Annotated in this window: 16 protein-coding genes; 12 read left to right on the forward strand and 4 right to left on the reverse strand. The window is 32.7% G+C overall.

Features of this window, described 5'->3' with window-relative positions:
* Positions 1 to 152 precede the first annotated feature (152 nt).
* Genes ACFX5U_RS18255 through ACFX5U_RS18270 form a run of 4 tightly spaced genes read left to right on the forward strand, consistent with a single transcriptional unit; the run spans position 153 to position 4,035 of the window.
* Positions 153 to 758 carry a DUF4254 domain-containing protein gene (locus ACFX5U_RS18255; RefSeq protein ID WP_280565539.1) on the forward strand — a complete coding sequence of 202 codons (606 nt, stop codon included), beginning with the start codon at positions 153 to 155 and terminating at the stop codon, positions 756 to 758.
* Positions 758 to 1,783, forward strand: a complete 1,026-nt coding sequence (locus ACFX5U_RS18260) for a glycosyltransferase family 9 protein (RefSeq protein WP_400261664.1) — start codon at positions 758 to 760, stop codon at positions 1,781 to 1,783. Before ACFX5U_RS18255 ends, ACFX5U_RS18260 begins: the two co-directional genes overlap by 1 nt.
* A gap of 46 nt (positions 1,784 to 1,829) precedes the next feature.
* Entirely contained in the window at positions 1,830 to 2,963 is a 1,134-nt protein-coding gene (locus ACFX5U_RS18265; RefSeq protein WP_400261665.1) for a glycosyltransferase family 4 protein, read from the forward strand.
* Entirely contained in the window at positions 2,944 to 4,035 is a 1,092-nt protein-coding gene (locus tag ACFX5U_RS18270; protein ID WP_400261666.1) for a glycosyltransferase, read from the forward strand. The genes ACFX5U_RS18265 and ACFX5U_RS18270 overlap by 20 nt, the downstream gene beginning before the upstream one ends.
* On the opposite strand, the gene ACFX5U_RS18275 is transcribed toward ACFX5U_RS18270, so the two are convergent.
* On the reverse strand, positions 4,032 to 4,793 hold the full coding sequence (locus tag ACFX5U_RS18275) for a glycosyltransferase family 2 protein (protein WP_400261667.1): 762 nt from the start codon (positions 4,791 to 4,793) through the stop codon (positions 4,032 to 4,034). The genes ACFX5U_RS18270 and ACFX5U_RS18275 overlap by 4 nt on opposite strands.
* A gap of 290 nt (positions 4,794 to 5,083) precedes the next feature.
* On the opposite strand from ACFX5U_RS18275, the gene ACFX5U_RS18280 reads away from it, so the two are divergent.
* From ACFX5U_RS18280 to ACFX5U_RS18295, 4 genes are read left to right on the forward strand one after another with little or no spacing between them, the layout of a single operon-like run.
* Positions 5,084 to 5,839 (forward strand): glycosyltransferase family 2 protein, encoded by a 756-nt coding sequence (locus ACFX5U_RS18280; RefSeq protein ID WP_400261668.1) that lies wholly within the window; start codon positions 5,084 to 5,086, stop codon positions 5,837 to 5,839.
* Positions 5,836 to 6,852, forward strand: coding sequence for a hypothetical protein (locus ACFX5U_RS18285; protein WP_400261669.1), 1,017 nt, complete (start codon positions 5,836 to 5,838; stop codon positions 6,850 to 6,852). Before ACFX5U_RS18280 ends, ACFX5U_RS18285 begins: the two co-directional genes overlap by 4 nt.
* A 10-nt stretch (positions 6,853 to 6,862) precedes the next feature.
* On the forward strand, positions 6,863 to 7,816 hold the full coding sequence (locus ACFX5U_RS18290) for a glycosyltransferase family 2 protein (protein ID WP_400261670.1): 954 nt from the start codon (positions 6,863 to 6,865) through the stop codon (positions 7,814 to 7,816).
* Positions 7,817 to 7,850: 34 nt separating this feature from the next.
* Positions 7,851 to 9,143: a glycosyltransferase gene (locus ACFX5U_RS18295; RefSeq protein WP_400261671.1), complete on the forward strand. Its 1,293-nt coding sequence runs from the start codon at positions 7,851 to 7,853 to the stop codon at positions 9,141 to 9,143.
* Between the two features lie 54 nt (positions 9,144 to 9,197).
* Here ACFX5U_RS18295 and ACFX5U_RS18300 read toward each other — a convergent pair whose 3' ends face one another.
* Positions 9,198 to 10,013: a glycosyltransferase gene (locus ACFX5U_RS18300; protein WP_400261672.1), complete on the reverse strand. Its 816-nt coding sequence runs from the start codon at positions 10,011 to 10,013 to the stop codon at positions 9,198 to 9,200.
* A gap of 133 nt (positions 10,014 to 10,146) precedes the next feature.
* Here ACFX5U_RS18300 and ACFX5U_RS18305 point away from each other — a divergent pair, with 133 nt between their 5' ends.
* Entirely contained in the window at positions 10,147 to 11,319 is a 1,173-nt protein-coding gene (locus ACFX5U_RS18305) for a glycosyltransferase family 4 protein (RefSeq protein ID WP_400261673.1), read from the forward strand.
* A gap of 1 nt (position 11,320) precedes the next feature.
* Complete coding sequence (locus ACFX5U_RS18310; protein WP_400261674.1) at positions 11,321 to 12,109, forward strand: glycosyltransferase family 2 protein; 789 nt, start codon at positions 11,321 to 11,323, stop codon at positions 12,107 to 12,109.
* Positions 12,110 to 12,122: 13 nt separating this feature from the next.
* On the opposite strand, the gene ACFX5U_RS18315 is transcribed toward ACFX5U_RS18310, so the two are convergent.
* Positions 12,123 to 12,731 (reverse strand): glycosyltransferase family 4 protein, encoded by a 609-nt coding sequence (locus tag ACFX5U_RS18315; protein ID WP_400261675.1) that lies wholly within the window; start codon positions 12,729 to 12,731, stop codon positions 12,123 to 12,125.
* A gap of 36 nt (positions 12,732 to 12,767) precedes the next feature.
* Positions 12,768 to 13,166 (reverse strand): hypothetical protein, encoded by a 399-nt coding sequence (locus tag ACFX5U_RS18320; RefSeq protein WP_400261676.1) that lies wholly within the window; start codon positions 13,164 to 13,166, stop codon positions 12,768 to 12,770.
* Between the two features lie 337 nt (positions 13,167 to 13,503).
* Here ACFX5U_RS18320 and ACFX5U_RS18325 point away from each other — a divergent pair, with 337 nt between their 5' ends.
* Together ACFX5U_RS18325 and ACFX5U_RS18330 are read left to right on the forward strand one after the other, a co-directional pair.
* Positions 13,504 to 13,989 carry a SixA phosphatase family protein gene (locus ACFX5U_RS18325; protein ID WP_400261677.1) on the forward strand — a complete coding sequence of 162 codons (486 nt, stop codon included), beginning with the start codon at positions 13,504 to 13,506 and terminating at the stop codon, positions 13,987 to 13,989.
* 21 nt (positions 13,990 to 14,010) lie between these two features.
* On the forward strand, positions 14,011 to 16,014 hold the full coding sequence (locus tag ACFX5U_RS18330; RefSeq protein ID WP_400261678.1) for a thioredoxin domain-containing protein: 2,004 nt from the start codon (positions 14,011 to 14,013) through the stop codon (positions 16,012 to 16,014).
* Positions 16,015 to 16,024 lie beyond the last annotated feature (10 nt).

Consider the following 16,024-nt stretch of genomic DNA (forward strand, 5'->3'; position numbering starts at 1 on the left):
TGGATATAAAATAATTCTGGATAGCAGCGGAGCGCGCGATAACAGCGAAGCAATCCTGCGGATCTTATAAAAACAGATTCTAACAAATAAATTAGTTTTATTAATGACGCAATTAAGATTGTAAATAAAACAAATTTATCTAAGTTTGCACTATGATAAGTGCATTAGCTAACACTATTTTTCAACGTGCAATCGCAGATTACCATGTTGAAAACGAAATTGACCAGGTCATTCAAAATCCATTTGAATCGTCATCACTAGAACATTTGTTGTATATGAAATGTTGGATTGATACCGTCCAATGGCATATGGAAGATGTCATCAGAAATCCACAGATAGATCCCAAAGTAGCTTTATATTGGAAAAGGAGAATTGATGAATCTAACCAACACCGCACAGATACCGTGGAATATATAGATAGTTATTATCTATTGAAATTTCAAGAAGTTACTCCAAAGGAAGAGGCTAAAATCAATACCGAAAGTCCAGCTTGGGCGATTGATCGTTTGTCTATTTTAGCCTTAAAGATCTACCATATGGAGCAAGAGACAAAACGTGAAGATGTAGAACAAACTCATATCGACGCTTGTCAAATCAAATTGAACATCTTATTGGAGCAGCGTATCGATCTATCACAAAGTATTGATGAATTGTTATCGGATATTCAAGCAGGCAAGAAATTCATGAAAGTATACAAGCAGATGAAAATGTATAACGACCCGAGTTTAAATCCGGTTTTATATCAGGCTGGAAAATAATGGCTTTACCTTCTAAAATAATTGTTACTCGTTTTTCTGCCATGGGAGATGTTGCCATGGTGGCTTCTGTATTGAAGGAATTTGTAAAACAATTTCCTTCGGTATCAATTATTATGGTAAGCCGTCCGCTATTTAAAGCTTTTTTTGAGAACATTCCCAATGTGCAATTCCATGCCTTTTATCCTAAAGATAAACATAAGGGCCTGAAGGGAATATTGGCTCTAAAAAAAGAATTAGCTTTAGAAGGGGCTGACGCACTAGCAGATTTACATTTTAATCTGAGATCACGCATCTTAGCCTTTCTATTAAAACGCTCTGGCCTACAAGTGAAACAGCTGGATAAAGGTCGAGCAGAAAAAAAGATGTTAACGCGGTTGAAAAACAAAGTTTTAACTCCGTTGAAACCAACTGTTGAACGCTATGCAGATGTCTTTCGTCAATTAGGTTTTCAATTCGTTTTACAGCATAAACTGGAACCTAAAAAATTGCCATTACCCAATTTAGCACATGCTTTATTTTCAGATGATGGAAGTAAAAAGATTGGGATTGCACCTTTTGCCCAACATCCATATAAAGTGTTTCCTCTTGCAAAAATGCAGGAGGTTATTGCTAATCTATCACAAGAAAACGTTGATATATTTATATTCGGTGGAGGTAAAACGGAACAAGATCAAGCGCAAAAATGGCAAGCGCTATATCCTAATGTACACAACACCATCGGTCGTTTCACGCTTAAAGAAGAATTAGCGCTAATTGCTAACTTGGACTTAATGATTAGTATGGACTCATCGGGTATGCATATGGCCTCATTAATGGGTGTCCGTTGCGTGTCTATCTGGGGGGCCACACACCCGTTTGCAGGTTTTCTGGGGCACGGACAATCTTTAGATGATTGCATCCAAGTAGCGCATCCAAATAGACCTAACTCAATTTATGGCAACAAGGCTTGTAATTGTGATGGCATAGAAGCGATTGATCTGGTCACTCCAGAAATGATTATTAACAAAATCAAACAGATTATTTAAAAGAGGAAACAGCAGCTGCCCTTTTAAGTTTTATAGTATAATAAAGATGTTGAAAATAGGATTTGATGCAAAACGTTTCTTTCATAATCAGACCGGCTTAGGAAATTACAGTCGTGATCTGATTCGTATCCTCCGTACGTATTATCCTGAACAGACCTATTTATTGTATACACCAAAACTTGGAAAATCCCATTATAATAATTTGGTTCCGAGTGACATCGTTAAGCAACCTACTGGTTTTATAAACAACATCTTATCTAGCCATTGGCGTTCAAGCCGTATTGTGAATGATCTTGAGCTGGACAAGGTTGATATCTACCACGGCCTTTCTGGTGAAATTCCAAGGGGATTGAAAAACACTTCAATTAGATCGGTCGTGACCATCCATGATTTAATTTTCATTCGTTACCCCGAACTTTATAAAAAAATAGATCGTACCCTTTACCATAAAAAATTCAAATATGCCTGCGATCATGCCGATCAAATCGTAGCAATAAGTGAGCAGACAAAGCAAGACATCATCGCGTTCTTTCATATCCCAGAGCGTAAGATTAAAGTCATCTATCAAGGATGTCATGAATCATTTAAAACGGTTAACACGGAACAGGAAAAGCAAGATTTAATTAGCAAACTGGGGTTACCGAAAGAATTTATCTTAAATGTAGGGACCATCGAACCTCGAAAAAATGCGCTATCTATAGTCAAAGCAATCGTTGATAAGGATATTTCCTTGGTCATTGTTGGCAAACAAACGTCTTATTCAAAGGAAATCCAAGCCTATGTTACGCAACATCAAATGGAAGATCGGGTGATTTTTTTACAAGGCTTAAGTATGCAGGAATTATCCGTACTTTATAGCCTTGCTACAATTTTCGTTTATCCATCCATTTTTGAAGGATTTGGCATACCGATTATTGAAGCATTGTATAGTGGAACTCCAGTGATTACATCGAAATCAGGTGTTTTTCCGGAAGCTGGTGGCCCCTTCTCCTGCTATGTCGACCCCAATGATATTAATCAGTTGGGCGAAGCGGTAGATACCATTCTAAATTCCACGGAAAAACAGCAAGAAATGCGTGAAAAGGGCTTGGAATATGCACAACGATTCAATGATGGTTTATTGGCTGAGCAATGGATAAATCTTTATAAAAATTTAGGTAATGAAAATAGGATTTTTTAACTCTATAAAAACTTGGGGTGGTGGTGAAAAGTGGCACTTTGAAGCAGCTATTCATTTTGCTAAACTGGGGCATGATGTTTATTTTTTTGGCGATCAGGACAGCAAATTAAGAACAAAGTTACTTGATTATCCTACGATTACTTTTGTAGTGGTCAATTTAACAAATTTTAGTTTTTTGAATCCTGTAAAACGCTATTCATTAATTGCCAAGTTTAAAGAGTTAAAACTCGAAACACTGTTGATCAACAATCCAAAGGACTTGAAGATTGCTGCTTATGCTGCACATATAGCAAAGGTTTCCCGTATCATATACCGTAGAGGATCGGCTATTCCCATTAAAAATACATTTTTAAACCAGCGTATTTTTGGAAATTATATAACGGATGTATTAGCAAATTCGTTAGCTACAAAAAAAACGATCTTAGTCAATAACCTGCAATTATTTCCAGAAGAAAAGATTAAGATCATTTATAACCCGATAGACATAGAGGCATTTGACCAATCAACCTATCAAAAAATTGTCCCAAATAGGCAATCAGATGAACTCATAATAGGTACCCTCGCTAGACTATCTCCTGAAAAGAACCAAAAATTGCTGATTGACTTATCAGTAGAACTTTTACGGCAGGATATCAACCATCAGATTTATATCACAGGTAAAGGTGAATTAGAGACGGAGCTGAAAGCCTACAGCCATGAAAAAGGTACAGATAAGCATGTTCACTTTTTAGGATTCACAGATTCTCCAAAGAGCTTTTTAATAGACCTAGATATCTTCATTTTACCTTCATTATGGGAGGGATTTGGCTATGTATTAGCAGAAGCTTCACTAGCAGAAAAACCTGTGATTGCTTTTAATAACAGTAGTGCGCCTGAATTAGTCTTGAATAACATCTCAGGTTTCCTAACAGAATTGAACAATATTCCACAAATTGTGGAAAAAGTTAAAGATTTACAACATGTAGAACTTCGCCATAAAATGGGTGTTGCTGGTCGCCAATTCGTACATCAATCTTTTGATAAGAAGAAAATTTATGAGAGCTTAGAAAATTATATTTTAAAGGGAAATTAGCCGTGTTTCCTTTTATGATAGGCCTCTTTCACTTTTAAACATTTCAAGAAAACATAATAAGCCGAAAGCTTACTCCAATAATATCCTTCAATACCATTTAAAAAATTGAGGTTCAGAAAGTATTTTCTAAAAAATTGAAACTTCGGTTTAAGTAAAACCTGTAAAAAAGAATAATTCTTTCCTTTTTTTAATGCTTTCTCCACGTTAAGGGTCGTATAGCTATTCATGGTATTAACATAGGCATGATATGAAGCATAGCTATCATGTAGCATATAGCCCTCGAGGACACCTATTTTACCTTCAGTCTGCAATACTTCATGGACAGCATCTGTTGTAAATCGAGCGCCATCAGATACTAAACGTAAAATCTTTCTTCCTGACTCATCACCATATCTGAATATTTTACCCATGAAAACCTGTCTTCTTTTTATATAATATGCCTGATACTCCTGATCACTTTCTAGGACCTGTTGGATGCTTGCAATCAGTTTATCATCTAATACCTCATCCGCATCAATGGACAATTTCCATGGATATTGGCATGCATCTAAAGCAGCTTGTTTTTGCCTTCCAAAACCTTCGAAATTCATCTGTATCACTTTAGCGCCAAACTGTTCTGCAATTTCTACAGTTCGGTCTGTACTAAATGAATCTACGACAATGATTTCATCACACCAGGTTAATTTTTCTAGGGTTTTTCCGACATTTTTCTCTTCGTTAAAAGTAATCAGAAACACTGAAAGCTTAGCTTTAGGCATATTTTTTGAATTAGAAGTCATGAATGGCACAAAAGTATCAAATTTCAGTGAATAATCATTTTACATAAATTAACATTTCTATTGTAACATAAAGAAGACATTCCTCGTTATCATATAAAAGATAATAAATCGTCCATGCAAAGTTTGAAGAAGGGTACTAATAGTCATGACCGCTTCATCATGCAAAGCTGGAAGATTTAATAAAATTTCTATCAATAAGATATTAACATGTTCTTCAATTATTTAGAAGATGGTGTATTCATAGTTTTATAAATTATAACCGAACTACAGTGGATCAAAAGATAAGTGCATTAGTCATAACTTATAATGAAGAGAAAAATATCCAAGATGTAATCTCCTGCCTAGATTTTGCAGATGAAATCATTATTGTAGACTCTTTCAGTAAGGACAATACGATTAATATAGCAAGGCAAAATAGTAAAGTTCGCGTATATCAACACAGATTTGAGGATTTTACAAAGCAAAGAAATATAGCCATTTCTTACGCCAAACATGATTGGATATTATTTTTAGATGCAGATGAAAGATTGACGAAACCGTTACAGAATGAGATTAAGGAAACAATAAATAACCCAAGGGCCCTAGACGCCTATTATGTCTACAGAACATTTTTCTTTTGTAATAAAAAAATAAGGTTTTCTGGAACTCAGAACGACAAAAATTTTAGACTTTTCAAAAAGTCCAAAGCGAAATTCTGCATCCTTAAAAAAGTGCATGAAACTTTAAATGTCAATGGTACTACCGGTATTTTAAAGCATAAGCTACTTCATTATTCCTTCTCTGATTATAAGTCTTACAAAGACAAAATGATTCACTATGGCGTTTTAAAAGGACAAGAACTCTATTCAAACCATAAAAGATACAATATACTCACGCATTTTGGGAAAACAAGTTTCAGATTTTTCAAGGCATACATCATCAAATTAGGTATACTGGATGGAAAACACGGCTTGGATCTTTCTTATTTACAAAGTTTGAGCGTGCACGAAACTTATGTATCTTTGAAGCGAAAAGAACAAATATGAAAATCTGCGTTGTAAGTTTTGATTTCTGGCATTATGATCATTATATTATTGACGAATTATTAAAAAAAGATATCTCAGCCTCTCATATCAATATTGGGAATTATAGTTATGCCAATATTTTTGAAAGAATTTCCAATACATGCAGTAAAATATTCCTAGGAAAGAATTTAAAACATATAAACCGTCAAAAATATGTTCGCGATTCTTTAGAATCTTTAGGACATCAGGATCAAATATTAATCATGAATCCACATACCCTAGCGTATGAAACGATTCAATATATCAAACAGCATACCGGTCATCTGATAGCCTACCTTTACGATAACCTCGACCGATTTCCAGTTCAAGATAAACTCCATTTATTTGATAAAGTCTATTCTTTTGAGGATGAGGATGTGAAAAAATATGGCTTTGAAAAGTTAACGAATTACAATTATTTAGTAGATTTTCATCATCATAAAAATGTACCTGAGCTGGATATTTTTTACATAACATCCTACGATAAAAATCGAAAAATCATTTTGAAAGATCTCGTTAATCGATTTCAGCAACTAAATTTCAAATTTAAAATCGTAACTGTTGGAAAAAAAGTATGGAAAGAACAGCTCCGCCAATTCTTTTTTCCAAAGTCAAAACATACATCTTGTGAGTTTCATAGAAAACCAATATCCCATACCCAGGTTTTGGATGCTTATCATAACACGCGTGTTATTCTAGACCTCATGAGACAAGATCAAACGGGTTTAAGCTTTCGGGTTTTCGAAGCTATGGCATTGGAAAAGAAAATGATTACCAATAACCCTAGTATAGTACATTATGACTTCTATAGACCTGAAAACATCTTGGTGCTCAATGATGAGCATAGTAATCTAAGTGTGGACTTCGTATCCTCTCCGTATGTACCGATTCCAGATGAAATCTATCATAAATATACTTTAGATAATTGGGTGACCCAAGTGTTTAATCTCTCGGAAAAAACTTATATAAATCGAATAACAAATCGTTATTTATAAAAAAACTCTCATGAAACTATCCGTTGCATTATGTACATTTAATGGCGAATTATATTTAAGAGCCCAAATCGATTCAATTTTAAAACAATCATTATCAATCGATGAAATTATTATTTGCGACGACAATTCTTCTGATGGGACATGGGCTATTTTACAAGCTTATCATATCCTAGACCCCGTTAAAATAGTAATTTATAAAAATAAAGAAAATATAGGTAGCATAAAAAATTTTCAAAATGCATTATCACGTTGTACAGGTGATTTAATTTTTTTATGTGATCAAGATGATGTATGGCTAAATGAAAAAGTTGAGCATTATGTTAATTATTTTGAAGATAACTCCAAAATTAACGTCCTATGTTCAAACGGATATGTTATAAATGAAAATAATAAAACACTTGAAGTGTTAACTATTTGGGATACTCCAACAATTTTGCAAAAAAGTAATGAAAAAATCGATTATTTTCACTCCATCGCATATTGCGGTAATATAGCAACTGGAGCTTCTATGGCAATTAGAAAAGATTTTTTACAATTATGCACCCCATTTCCTAATGCCACCAATATACATCATGACGAATGGATAGCTTTAATTGCAAGTATTTATGGAGTATTTAAATTGATTCCTGAAAAGCTATTTTTTTATAGATTACATCAAGGTCAGCAAGTTGGAAGTATCTCATATCCAATAGAGGCGAATTCGGAAAAGAAAATAACATCTAGGTTCTCTAAAACAGACAAAAGCCTATCTTCATTAAAAAGACGGGTTCGTAAGGCTCGTTTAACGTATAAAAATTTACAGCTTTGGACAAACAAAAATGACAAATCAGCTATTTTAGATCAAATATTAAATTATTATAAAATGATAAATAGAGAATTAATCAATCACCACCCCATATTAGGAAGATTTTTCATTATTTTTGGTAATAATACATTTAATAAGATAATCAATAAGCTTAATTAACTTATTAAATAACGCTAATAAACAACAGGTCTTTATGTCAGATAACAATGGAGTAAATATTTTAGGATATATAAATAAACAATTCGGATTGGGTGAAGGTGTTAGAAGCAATATACGAGCATTAACCGCCGCTAATGTCCCTTTTGTAATTAATGATTTTACAGATGAAATTGCATCTGATATATTGGAAGAAAACACATCCAACGTTGACATTTCAAAAGAAAACCCCAACAAAATTAATCTCATTCAAATTAATTTTGACAATTTTGATAAAGTAATTAATTCTTTTGGGAGCTCCTATTTAAATGGAAAATATAATATTGCATTTTGGGCATGGGAATTGGAACATTTTCCAACAGATTTTCAGAAATACATAGATCTTATGGATGAGATTTGGGTTCCAAGTAATTTTTGTGTAAATGCAATATCACAAGTTTCTTCCAAACCCGTTTTGCGTTTTATGCACTCTATCGAAATTCCTCAAAATAATATCAATCGCGAACACTTGAATCTACCTGAAGATAGATTAATATACCTGACAATATTTGACTATCACAGTACCATAGCTCGAAAAAATCCATATGCAACAATTGATGCATATGAAAAAGCCTTTGGAAAAAATTCGCAAGAGGCTATTTTGATTATTAAAACATCTGTTGGTGAAAGATTTGCAAAAGAAAAAATTGAATTAGCAAATTATATTAAAAATAACAAGAGTATAGTTTTGATTGAAAAAACATTACCGAGGGAAGAGCTCAATGCCCTCATTAATAATTGCGATGTATATGTATCTTTACATCGGTCTGAAGGTTTTGGTTTAACAATGGCAGAAGCAATGTATTTTGGTAAACCTGTTATTGCAACGGGATATTCTGCAAATGTTGAATTTATGAATAATGAAAACAGCTATTTAATTTCTTACGATTTAATTCCTACCAGTCACAATTACTTCTATTCAAATCTTAATTGTCAATGGGCTGATGCAAATGTTAATGAAGCTAGTTTAGTGATGAGAAATCTCGCTGATAATCCAAGTGAAAGAATTAGAATAGGACATAAAGCTAAAAAGGATATTCAAAATCTTTTATCACCACAGCATATTGGCAATAAAATTAAAGATCGACTAAATTACATAAGTGAAAACTGTCTTTTAAACTCCCAAAATAGCGATAAGGAGATAATTAAAACTTTAAAACATGAAAATGCGAATTTAGAGAACAAAAACAATGCTCTGAAAAATATTAAAGCAATAAAATGGAAATTAGCTTTTAAAAATTTACAAAATAGGATTTCTGGAAAAACTAAAAAATATTTCTGGGAAGATTAATTTGAAATTACCATACTACAAATTAGTAACGACGATAATCGTTAAGATAGTCAATTATCTATCTATTCTTCGTACCCAATAAAAAATTTTACGGAACCATTCATTATAGTATTTGTTTTTAAACTTTAAATATTCACGTCTACTTGCTAGCAAATCGATTATATTCCAGCCCATTTCTTTATAAATACTATAATGTTTCTGATAAATATATAAATGGGCCTCATCAATTGTTTTATCTAAAGTATTAATATCTGAAATAGAATCCTTGCTGAACCTCTTCCTATAAAAGAATAGAGACTGATTTATTTTTTTTACCTTTGGAAATTTACGAGTATAGCGAATCCACATTTCCCAATCTTCAGCTATTCTCATACTTTCGTCAAATTGACCTATTTCATTAAATGATGATAAACGAATCATAGATACTATAGGTATACAATTGTATATCATTATTGTTATTGGGTCATAATCAAGTAAGACATAGGCACCTGTCGCTGCTTCAAAAAATTCAGAATTAGAATACACCAAATTCAGCGCAGGTTGATTCAAAAACTCATTAACACATAATGAAATATAATCCTGATGAATTCTGTCATCACCATCGAGAAAAACAACAAATTCTCCGGTTGCTAAAGTAGCACCTTTATTTCTTGCGGAAGAAGGCCCACCATTTTCCTGTTTAACGTAGATTAAATCCTTAAATCCTTTTTTATATTCTAAAATAACTAATTCAGAATCATCGATAGAGCCATCATTTACAATTATAAGTTCTATATTATTATATTTCTGATTAAATACAGAATCAAGTGTTTCAACAATTGTCTTAGAATTGTTGAAACATGGTACTATAACGCTTACTTTACTATCCATCAAGAAAAACCATTTTTAACACAATATTCTAAAATATCTACTAACAAATGTAAGTATATCTCATTTATTTCTATAATATACCTAAATTTATAATTGCACAACTATTTTTATAAAATGTATAGACTAATAATAAATGAAAAAAATAGAAAAATGGAAGTTAAACATTAAAATGAAATTAAGATATCTTCAGATTAGATATAATGTAGCAAAAATCAATAGTAATATCATATTTTTTTTTCCTCATTATAATACAGGTGGGGCAGAACGGGTACACTTAGATATAATGCATAGTGTATCAGAACAAAATATAACATGTTTTATTACTGAACAATCTAAAGACTCAGATCTACTACAAGAATTCGAAAAGTATTCTAAATTGATTGAACTTTATAAATGGGGATGGCAGGAAAAGTATAAAAAAAGAATCGTTAAAATTATTGCAAAAAAAATCAATCAAATACCGAATGTCACCATTTTCGGTTGCAACTCCCGCTTTTTTTACGATTTACTTCCATTCTTACATAAAGATGTTAATGTAATTGATTTAGTACATACATTTTTAGGCGAGTATACGAATTCAATGGATAATTATTCGTTAAAACATATAGAAGAAATCAATACTCGAATCGTTTTAGGTGAAAACCAACGTCAAAAGCAAATCAAGTTTTATATCGATAATCAAATTAATATTGATTATACCAACAGAATTAAAGTTATTCCAAACAAGACAACACTACCCAATAAAATATTTCAAAAGAATTTTTCAGATGAAGTCATTGTTCTTTTTGTTGCTCGAAATTCGGAAGAAAAAAGATCCGAATTGTTTATTGAAATAACTAAGGAATGTTACAAACTTCAATTACCAATAAAATTTATTATGATTGGAGACTTTGAAGAAAAAAACAACCAGGTAGAAAAAAATGTAACAATCACTGGAAAAATAACAAATGTATTCGTGCTAAACACTTACTATGAAAAAGCACACATGATTGCAATTACATCAATTTTTGAGGGCTTTCCAATGGTGCTATTAGAAGCAATGGCACGAGGAGCAGTACCCATATCCACAGCTGTAGGCGAAATACCAACATACATCAGCGAAAATAAAGACACAGGAATTCTCATTGAAAATTCTCAAGATGAATTAAAAATTAAAAATGACTTTGTCGAAAAGCTAGTTTTCATCAATAACAACAGGGAACTGCTTAAAAAATATTCATTAAATGTCCAAAATTTAGTGAAATTAGCGTTTAATGAAAAGACATTTACAGAAAAATATAGGAACCTTATAATCGGACAAAAATAGAATGGAAAATCAAAATATTAAGCTATCTATTATAACAATAAATCTAAACAATAAAGAAGGCTTGAAAAAAACATTAAAATCAATCGATAATCAATCAAATAAAAACTTTGAATATCTAGTTATTGATGGTGATTCAACAGATGGAAGTATAGATTTAATAAATGACGCTACCTTTATCAATATTAAGGTTTCTGAAAATGATAGCGGTATTTATGACGCAATGAATAAAGGTATTCGAATAGCAAATGGTGAATATCTATTATTCTTGAATAGTGGTGATTACCTTAATAACTCTGAAGTAATCAATAATATTTTACCACAACTGCAAGGAGAAGAAATTATTTATGGATCATTAATATATGAGGGAAAAGATAGTTCAAAAGTACAACATTACCCAAGAGAATTAACTTTAAGACAGTTCATCAATGATACAATTGGCCATCCGTGCTCATTCATAAAAAAGGAATTATTTACAAAATATGGCTTCTACGACACATCTTACCCTATAGTTGCCGATTGGGCATTTTTCACTAAGGTAATTGTCAAAGAAAATGTAAGTACAAAACATATCAACGAAATCATAACTAATTTTGATCTTACTGGTATAACGGCCAGACCTGAAAATTACAACAAAATCAATGCGGAACGTGAACGCTTTCTAAAAGAAAATTTTTCTTTTATACTGGATGATTTCAACAAAACGATTGAGGCAGTAAACAAATTGAAAAAAATTCAATCTTCGAAAGGTTTCAAAATTCTTAAAGCACTGGGTGTTAAGAAATTTCAATAAACACATTTAGTTTTTAAAATAATCTTTTATAAGTTTCAATTGTGTTTGAGACGCAAGATTCCATTGAATAAAAAGTTAATTGTTCATTCCCTTTTTCTATCAGATTTTTTCTCTTGTTTGTAGATTCTAACAGTTTTTTCATTTCACTTATTAAAGAATCTAATGACAGAGCTTCAAAATAAGCAGCAGCATTTCCAGCAATTTCAGGAAAGCAACTGGCATCACTTAATAATACAGGACAACCATTTTTGAAAGCCTCTAAAATAGGTATACCAAATCCTTCATAAAGGGATGGATAAATAAAAAACAAAGTTTTTCTATATAATAGATTTAATTGTTCGTCAGTTGCAGCTATTTGTATAACTTTTTCTCTAATATGGTTCCTATACAATAATTCTTGTTCTGCAATTTCCAAATTGCCTCCTGCCAAAATAAGTTTAAGTTCTGGATATTCCTTAGATAATAGTGAAAATGCTGCTATCAGCAATGAAAAGTTCTTGTACCCATATCGGTTACCTACGTATAAAATATAAGATTCTGGGAGATTCTGAATATCTTCATAAATTATAGGTTGCTTTACATCAATTCCGTGATAAACGACATCAATCTTATCTTCATTCAACTTATAGTATTTCAGAATATCATTTTTAGTCTGATGTTAAACTGCAATTATTTTATTAGCTTTCTCAATATATAAACGCTTATAGTAAGCAATTGGAGAATCAGGTGAAAAAATATCTGGATAATTCTCATATATCATATCATGAATCGTAACAACAAGTGGTTTCTTAAGGTTATGAATAAAGTAAGGGTCATAATATGTAGGGTGAAATAAATCAATGGAAGAGTCTTCAAGACTGTCTAAAGTTACGAGTTGATTCTTTTTTATTGATTTATTAGACTTACGATGATATTTCTTGATTTTTTCAATAAAATTAAAAGTTCTAACATGCTTTTCTGATAAATAAAAATTTGAATTACTATATACATCTAGCTTATAAGACATATCATCCACTTTATCTATTCCATTCAACAAAATATCGAGAAATTCCCCCAACCTTTTGAGCCACAAAAATCTGATAATCAAACAATACCTTCATTACTTTCACATTTAATAATTGAAAACGAACCTAAATCATTGTAAAATAAACAAGATAGGAACGCAATTTTTAACCTAGTTCTTATTTAATATATATATCCAGACAAATATAATTTTCTTACTCGAACCTACTTCAATCCATTAAAACATATTTGTAAAAACTTTTACAACACGATTAATCAACCAGTACAAGAAGTAATAACTATCACCAAGCACGATTAAATTAATATTAATCTTTCCCAATTCTAAACAATTATAAGCCGATTTAGTATATTTATATAGATAAATTCATATTATGGCTAAAAATCTTTACATCGTCCGTCATGCCAAAGCTGAACAGTCATTCTCTAAAAGAGATTTTGACCGTATCTTAATAGACAAAGGCATAGAAAGAGCACAACGCGTTTCCAATCACCTCGCATTACAAATGCAAGCCGATTCAACAACACTCTGCATTACATCTTCAGCCGAAAGAGCTTATCAAACTGCTGAAATATTTATCAAGGCGATTAAATACCCACAGATTGCCTTAATCCAAGAAAATAAACTCTATGAAGCCAGTTATTTGGATATCCTAAAATTAATAAACCAAGTTCCTCCTCATATCAATACCCTTTTTATATTTGGGCACAATCCTGGATTATCTGACTTCATCGAATACGTCAGTAATGAGTCAATCCCCTTATCAACATCACAGGTTGTACATTTGGTACTCGATGATGGTATTGATTTTAACAGCTTAAGCTCCAATACGACATCGCTTTTAAATACCATAGTATAATTCATTTTTGTACCTTCGGATATGGCAAATCAACTGCAATTTGAAAATTCACCGTATCTGAAGCAACATGCACACAACCCTGTGCATTGGATGCCATGGGGTGAAGAAGCGCTAAAGAAAGCTCGAGAAGAAAATAAACTGATCATCATCAGTATTGGTTATTCTGCATGTCACTGGTGCCACGTCATGGAACGTGAAAGCTTTGAAAATGATGTCATCGCTCAGACGATGAATAAGTTTTACGTCCCCATTAAAATTGATCGAGAAGAACGTCCAGATATCGACCAAGTATATATGACTGCTGTACAACTCATGACGAATGCTGGAGGTTGGCCATTAAACTGTATCTGTTTGCCCGATGGGAGACCCATTTATGGTGGCACTTACTTCAAATCGCATGATTGGCAGAATATTTTGATTCAAATTGCGCGAATGTGGGAGGAACAACCTGCTGTAGCGTTGGAATATGCTGACAAATTGACAAAAGGTATTCAACAAAGTGAACGATTGCCGATAAACCCGATACCTGAACAGTATACCACAGGAGATTTAGAAGAGATCATTAAACCTTGGAAAGAACTATTCGATGCAAACGACGGCGGATATCATCGAAGTCCAAAATTTCCCCTTCCAAACAATTGGGCATTTCTGTTACGTTATGCGGTATTGGCTAACGATAGTGAAACGCTAGATCACGTTCACTTCACCTTACAAAAAATAGCTTCTGGTGGTATTTATGACCATATTGGTGGAGGTTTTGCTCGTTATTCAGTCGATAGCGAATGGCATATCCCCCATTTTGAAAAAATGCTGTACGACAATGGGCAGCTCATTTCACTCTATGCAGAAGCATATCAACAAAATCCAAATCCGCTGTATAAACGCGTTGTAGAAGAAACAATCACTTGGGCAAAGAACGAAATGTTGGCTCCTAACAAAGGCTTCTATTCTGCCTTAGATGCCGATAGTGAGGGTGTAGAAGGTAAATTCTACGCATTCAGCCTCACAGAAATCAAAGCGGTATTAGGTGCTGATGCAGATCTGTTCATTTCGTACTACAATATCACGGAACAGGGCAATTGGGAAGAAGAACATACCAATATCTTGATTAGCGACATGGAAGCTGATAAACTGGCGCAAGAAGCAGGTTATACCGCTGAGGAATGGGAAAATTATTTACGAGATATAAAGAAAAAATTATTTGATTACCGGAAAAAACGTGTACATCCAGGACTTGACCATAAGCAATTGGCAACGTGGAATGCATTGCTTTTAAATGGTTTAACCGATGCGTACCGCGTATTTGACCGACAAGAATATTTAGATTTAGCTTTACAGAATGCCGAATTTATAAATAATGAACTGATTGCAGCTGACTTCAGTATGCTTCACCAACCTCAAGATACCAATCGCAGTATCCCTGGGTTTCTTGATGATTATGCTTTTACCATAGCGGCATTTACAGCATTGTACGAAGCTACATTTGAAGAAAAGTGGTTAATGAAAGCTAAAGGATTGATCGATAAGGCGATTGAGTTGTTTTATGATAAGAATGAAAAAACCTTCTTTTATAGTGCATCCAATGCCGAGAAATTAATCGCGCGTAAAAGTGAAGTCATGGATAATGTCATTCCGTCATCTACCTCGACAATATGCCGTCAATTAAAAAAAATAGGACTACTAATTGATAATGAAGGCTATACAGCAATATCAGAACAAATATTTGCCAATGTATTCCCACAAATCAAGACATATGGCTCTGCCTATTCAAATTGGGCAATATTATTGTTAGAAGAATTATATGGATGTAACGAGATTGCAATCACTGGTGAAGATGCATTAGCATATCGGAAAGAACTAGATCAACATTACATTCCAAATAAAATCGTATTAGGTGGGACAACAAGCAGTCTACCATTATTATTAAATAGGAAAGGTTTAAATTCAAAAGCATACCTTTGTAGAAATAAAACATGCAGTCTGCCACAAAATACGATTGCAGAACTTATAAAAATAATAGAATAATAACGGGGAA

The organism is Sphingobacterium sp. SG20118, assembly GCF_044740685.1.
GTDB lineage: Bacteria > Bacteroidota > Bacteroidia > Sphingobacteriales > Sphingobacteriaceae > Sphingobacterium.

Coding starts and splice junctions, on each gene's coding strand:
- ACFX5U_RS18255 (WP_280565539.1), top strand. CDS start 153: ATGATAAGTGCATTAGCTAACACTATTTTTCAACGTGCAATCGCAGAT.
- ACFX5U_RS18260 (WP_400261664.1), top strand. CDS start 758: ATGGCTTTACCTTCTAAAATAATTGTTACTCGTTTTTCTGCCATGGGA.
- ACFX5U_RS18265 (WP_400261665.1), top strand. CDS start 1,830: ATGTTGAAAATAGGATTTGATGCAAAACGTTTCTTTCATAATCAGACC.
- ACFX5U_RS18270 (WP_400261666.1), top strand. CDS start 2,944: ATGAAAATAGGATTTTTTAACTCTATAAAAACTTGGGGTGGTGGTGAA.
- ACFX5U_RS18275 (WP_400261667.1), bottom strand. CDS start 4,793: ATGCCTAAAGCTAAGCTTTCAGTGTTTCTGATTACTTTTAACGAAGAG.
- ACFX5U_RS18285 (WP_400261669.1), top strand. CDS start 5,836: ATGAAAATCTGCGTTGTAAGTTTTGATTTCTGGCATTATGATCATTAT.
- ACFX5U_RS18290 (WP_400261670.1), top strand. CDS start 6,863: ATGAAACTATCCGTTGCATTATGTACATTTAATGGCGAATTATATTTA.
- ACFX5U_RS18295 (WP_400261671.1), top strand. CDS start 7,851: ATGTCAGATAACAATGGAGTAAATATTTTAGGATATATAAATAAACAA.
- ACFX5U_RS18300 (WP_400261672.1), bottom strand. CDS start 10,013: ATGGATAGTAAAGTAAGCGTTATAGTACCATGTTTCAACAATTCTAAG.
- ACFX5U_RS18305 (WP_400261673.1), top strand. CDS start 10,147: ATGAAAAAAATAGAAAAATGGAAGTTAAACATTAAAATGAAATTAAGA.
- ACFX5U_RS18310 (WP_400261674.1), top strand. CDS start 11,321: ATGGAAAATCAAAATATTAAGCTATCTATTATAACAATAAATCTAAAC.
- ACFX5U_RS18325 (WP_400261677.1), top strand. CDS start 13,504: ATGGCTAAAAATCTTTACATCGTCCGTCATGCCAAAGCTGAACAGTCA.
- ACFX5U_RS18330 (WP_400261678.1), top strand. CDS start 14,011: ATGGCAAATCAACTGCAATTTGAAAATTCACCGTATCTGAAGCAACAT.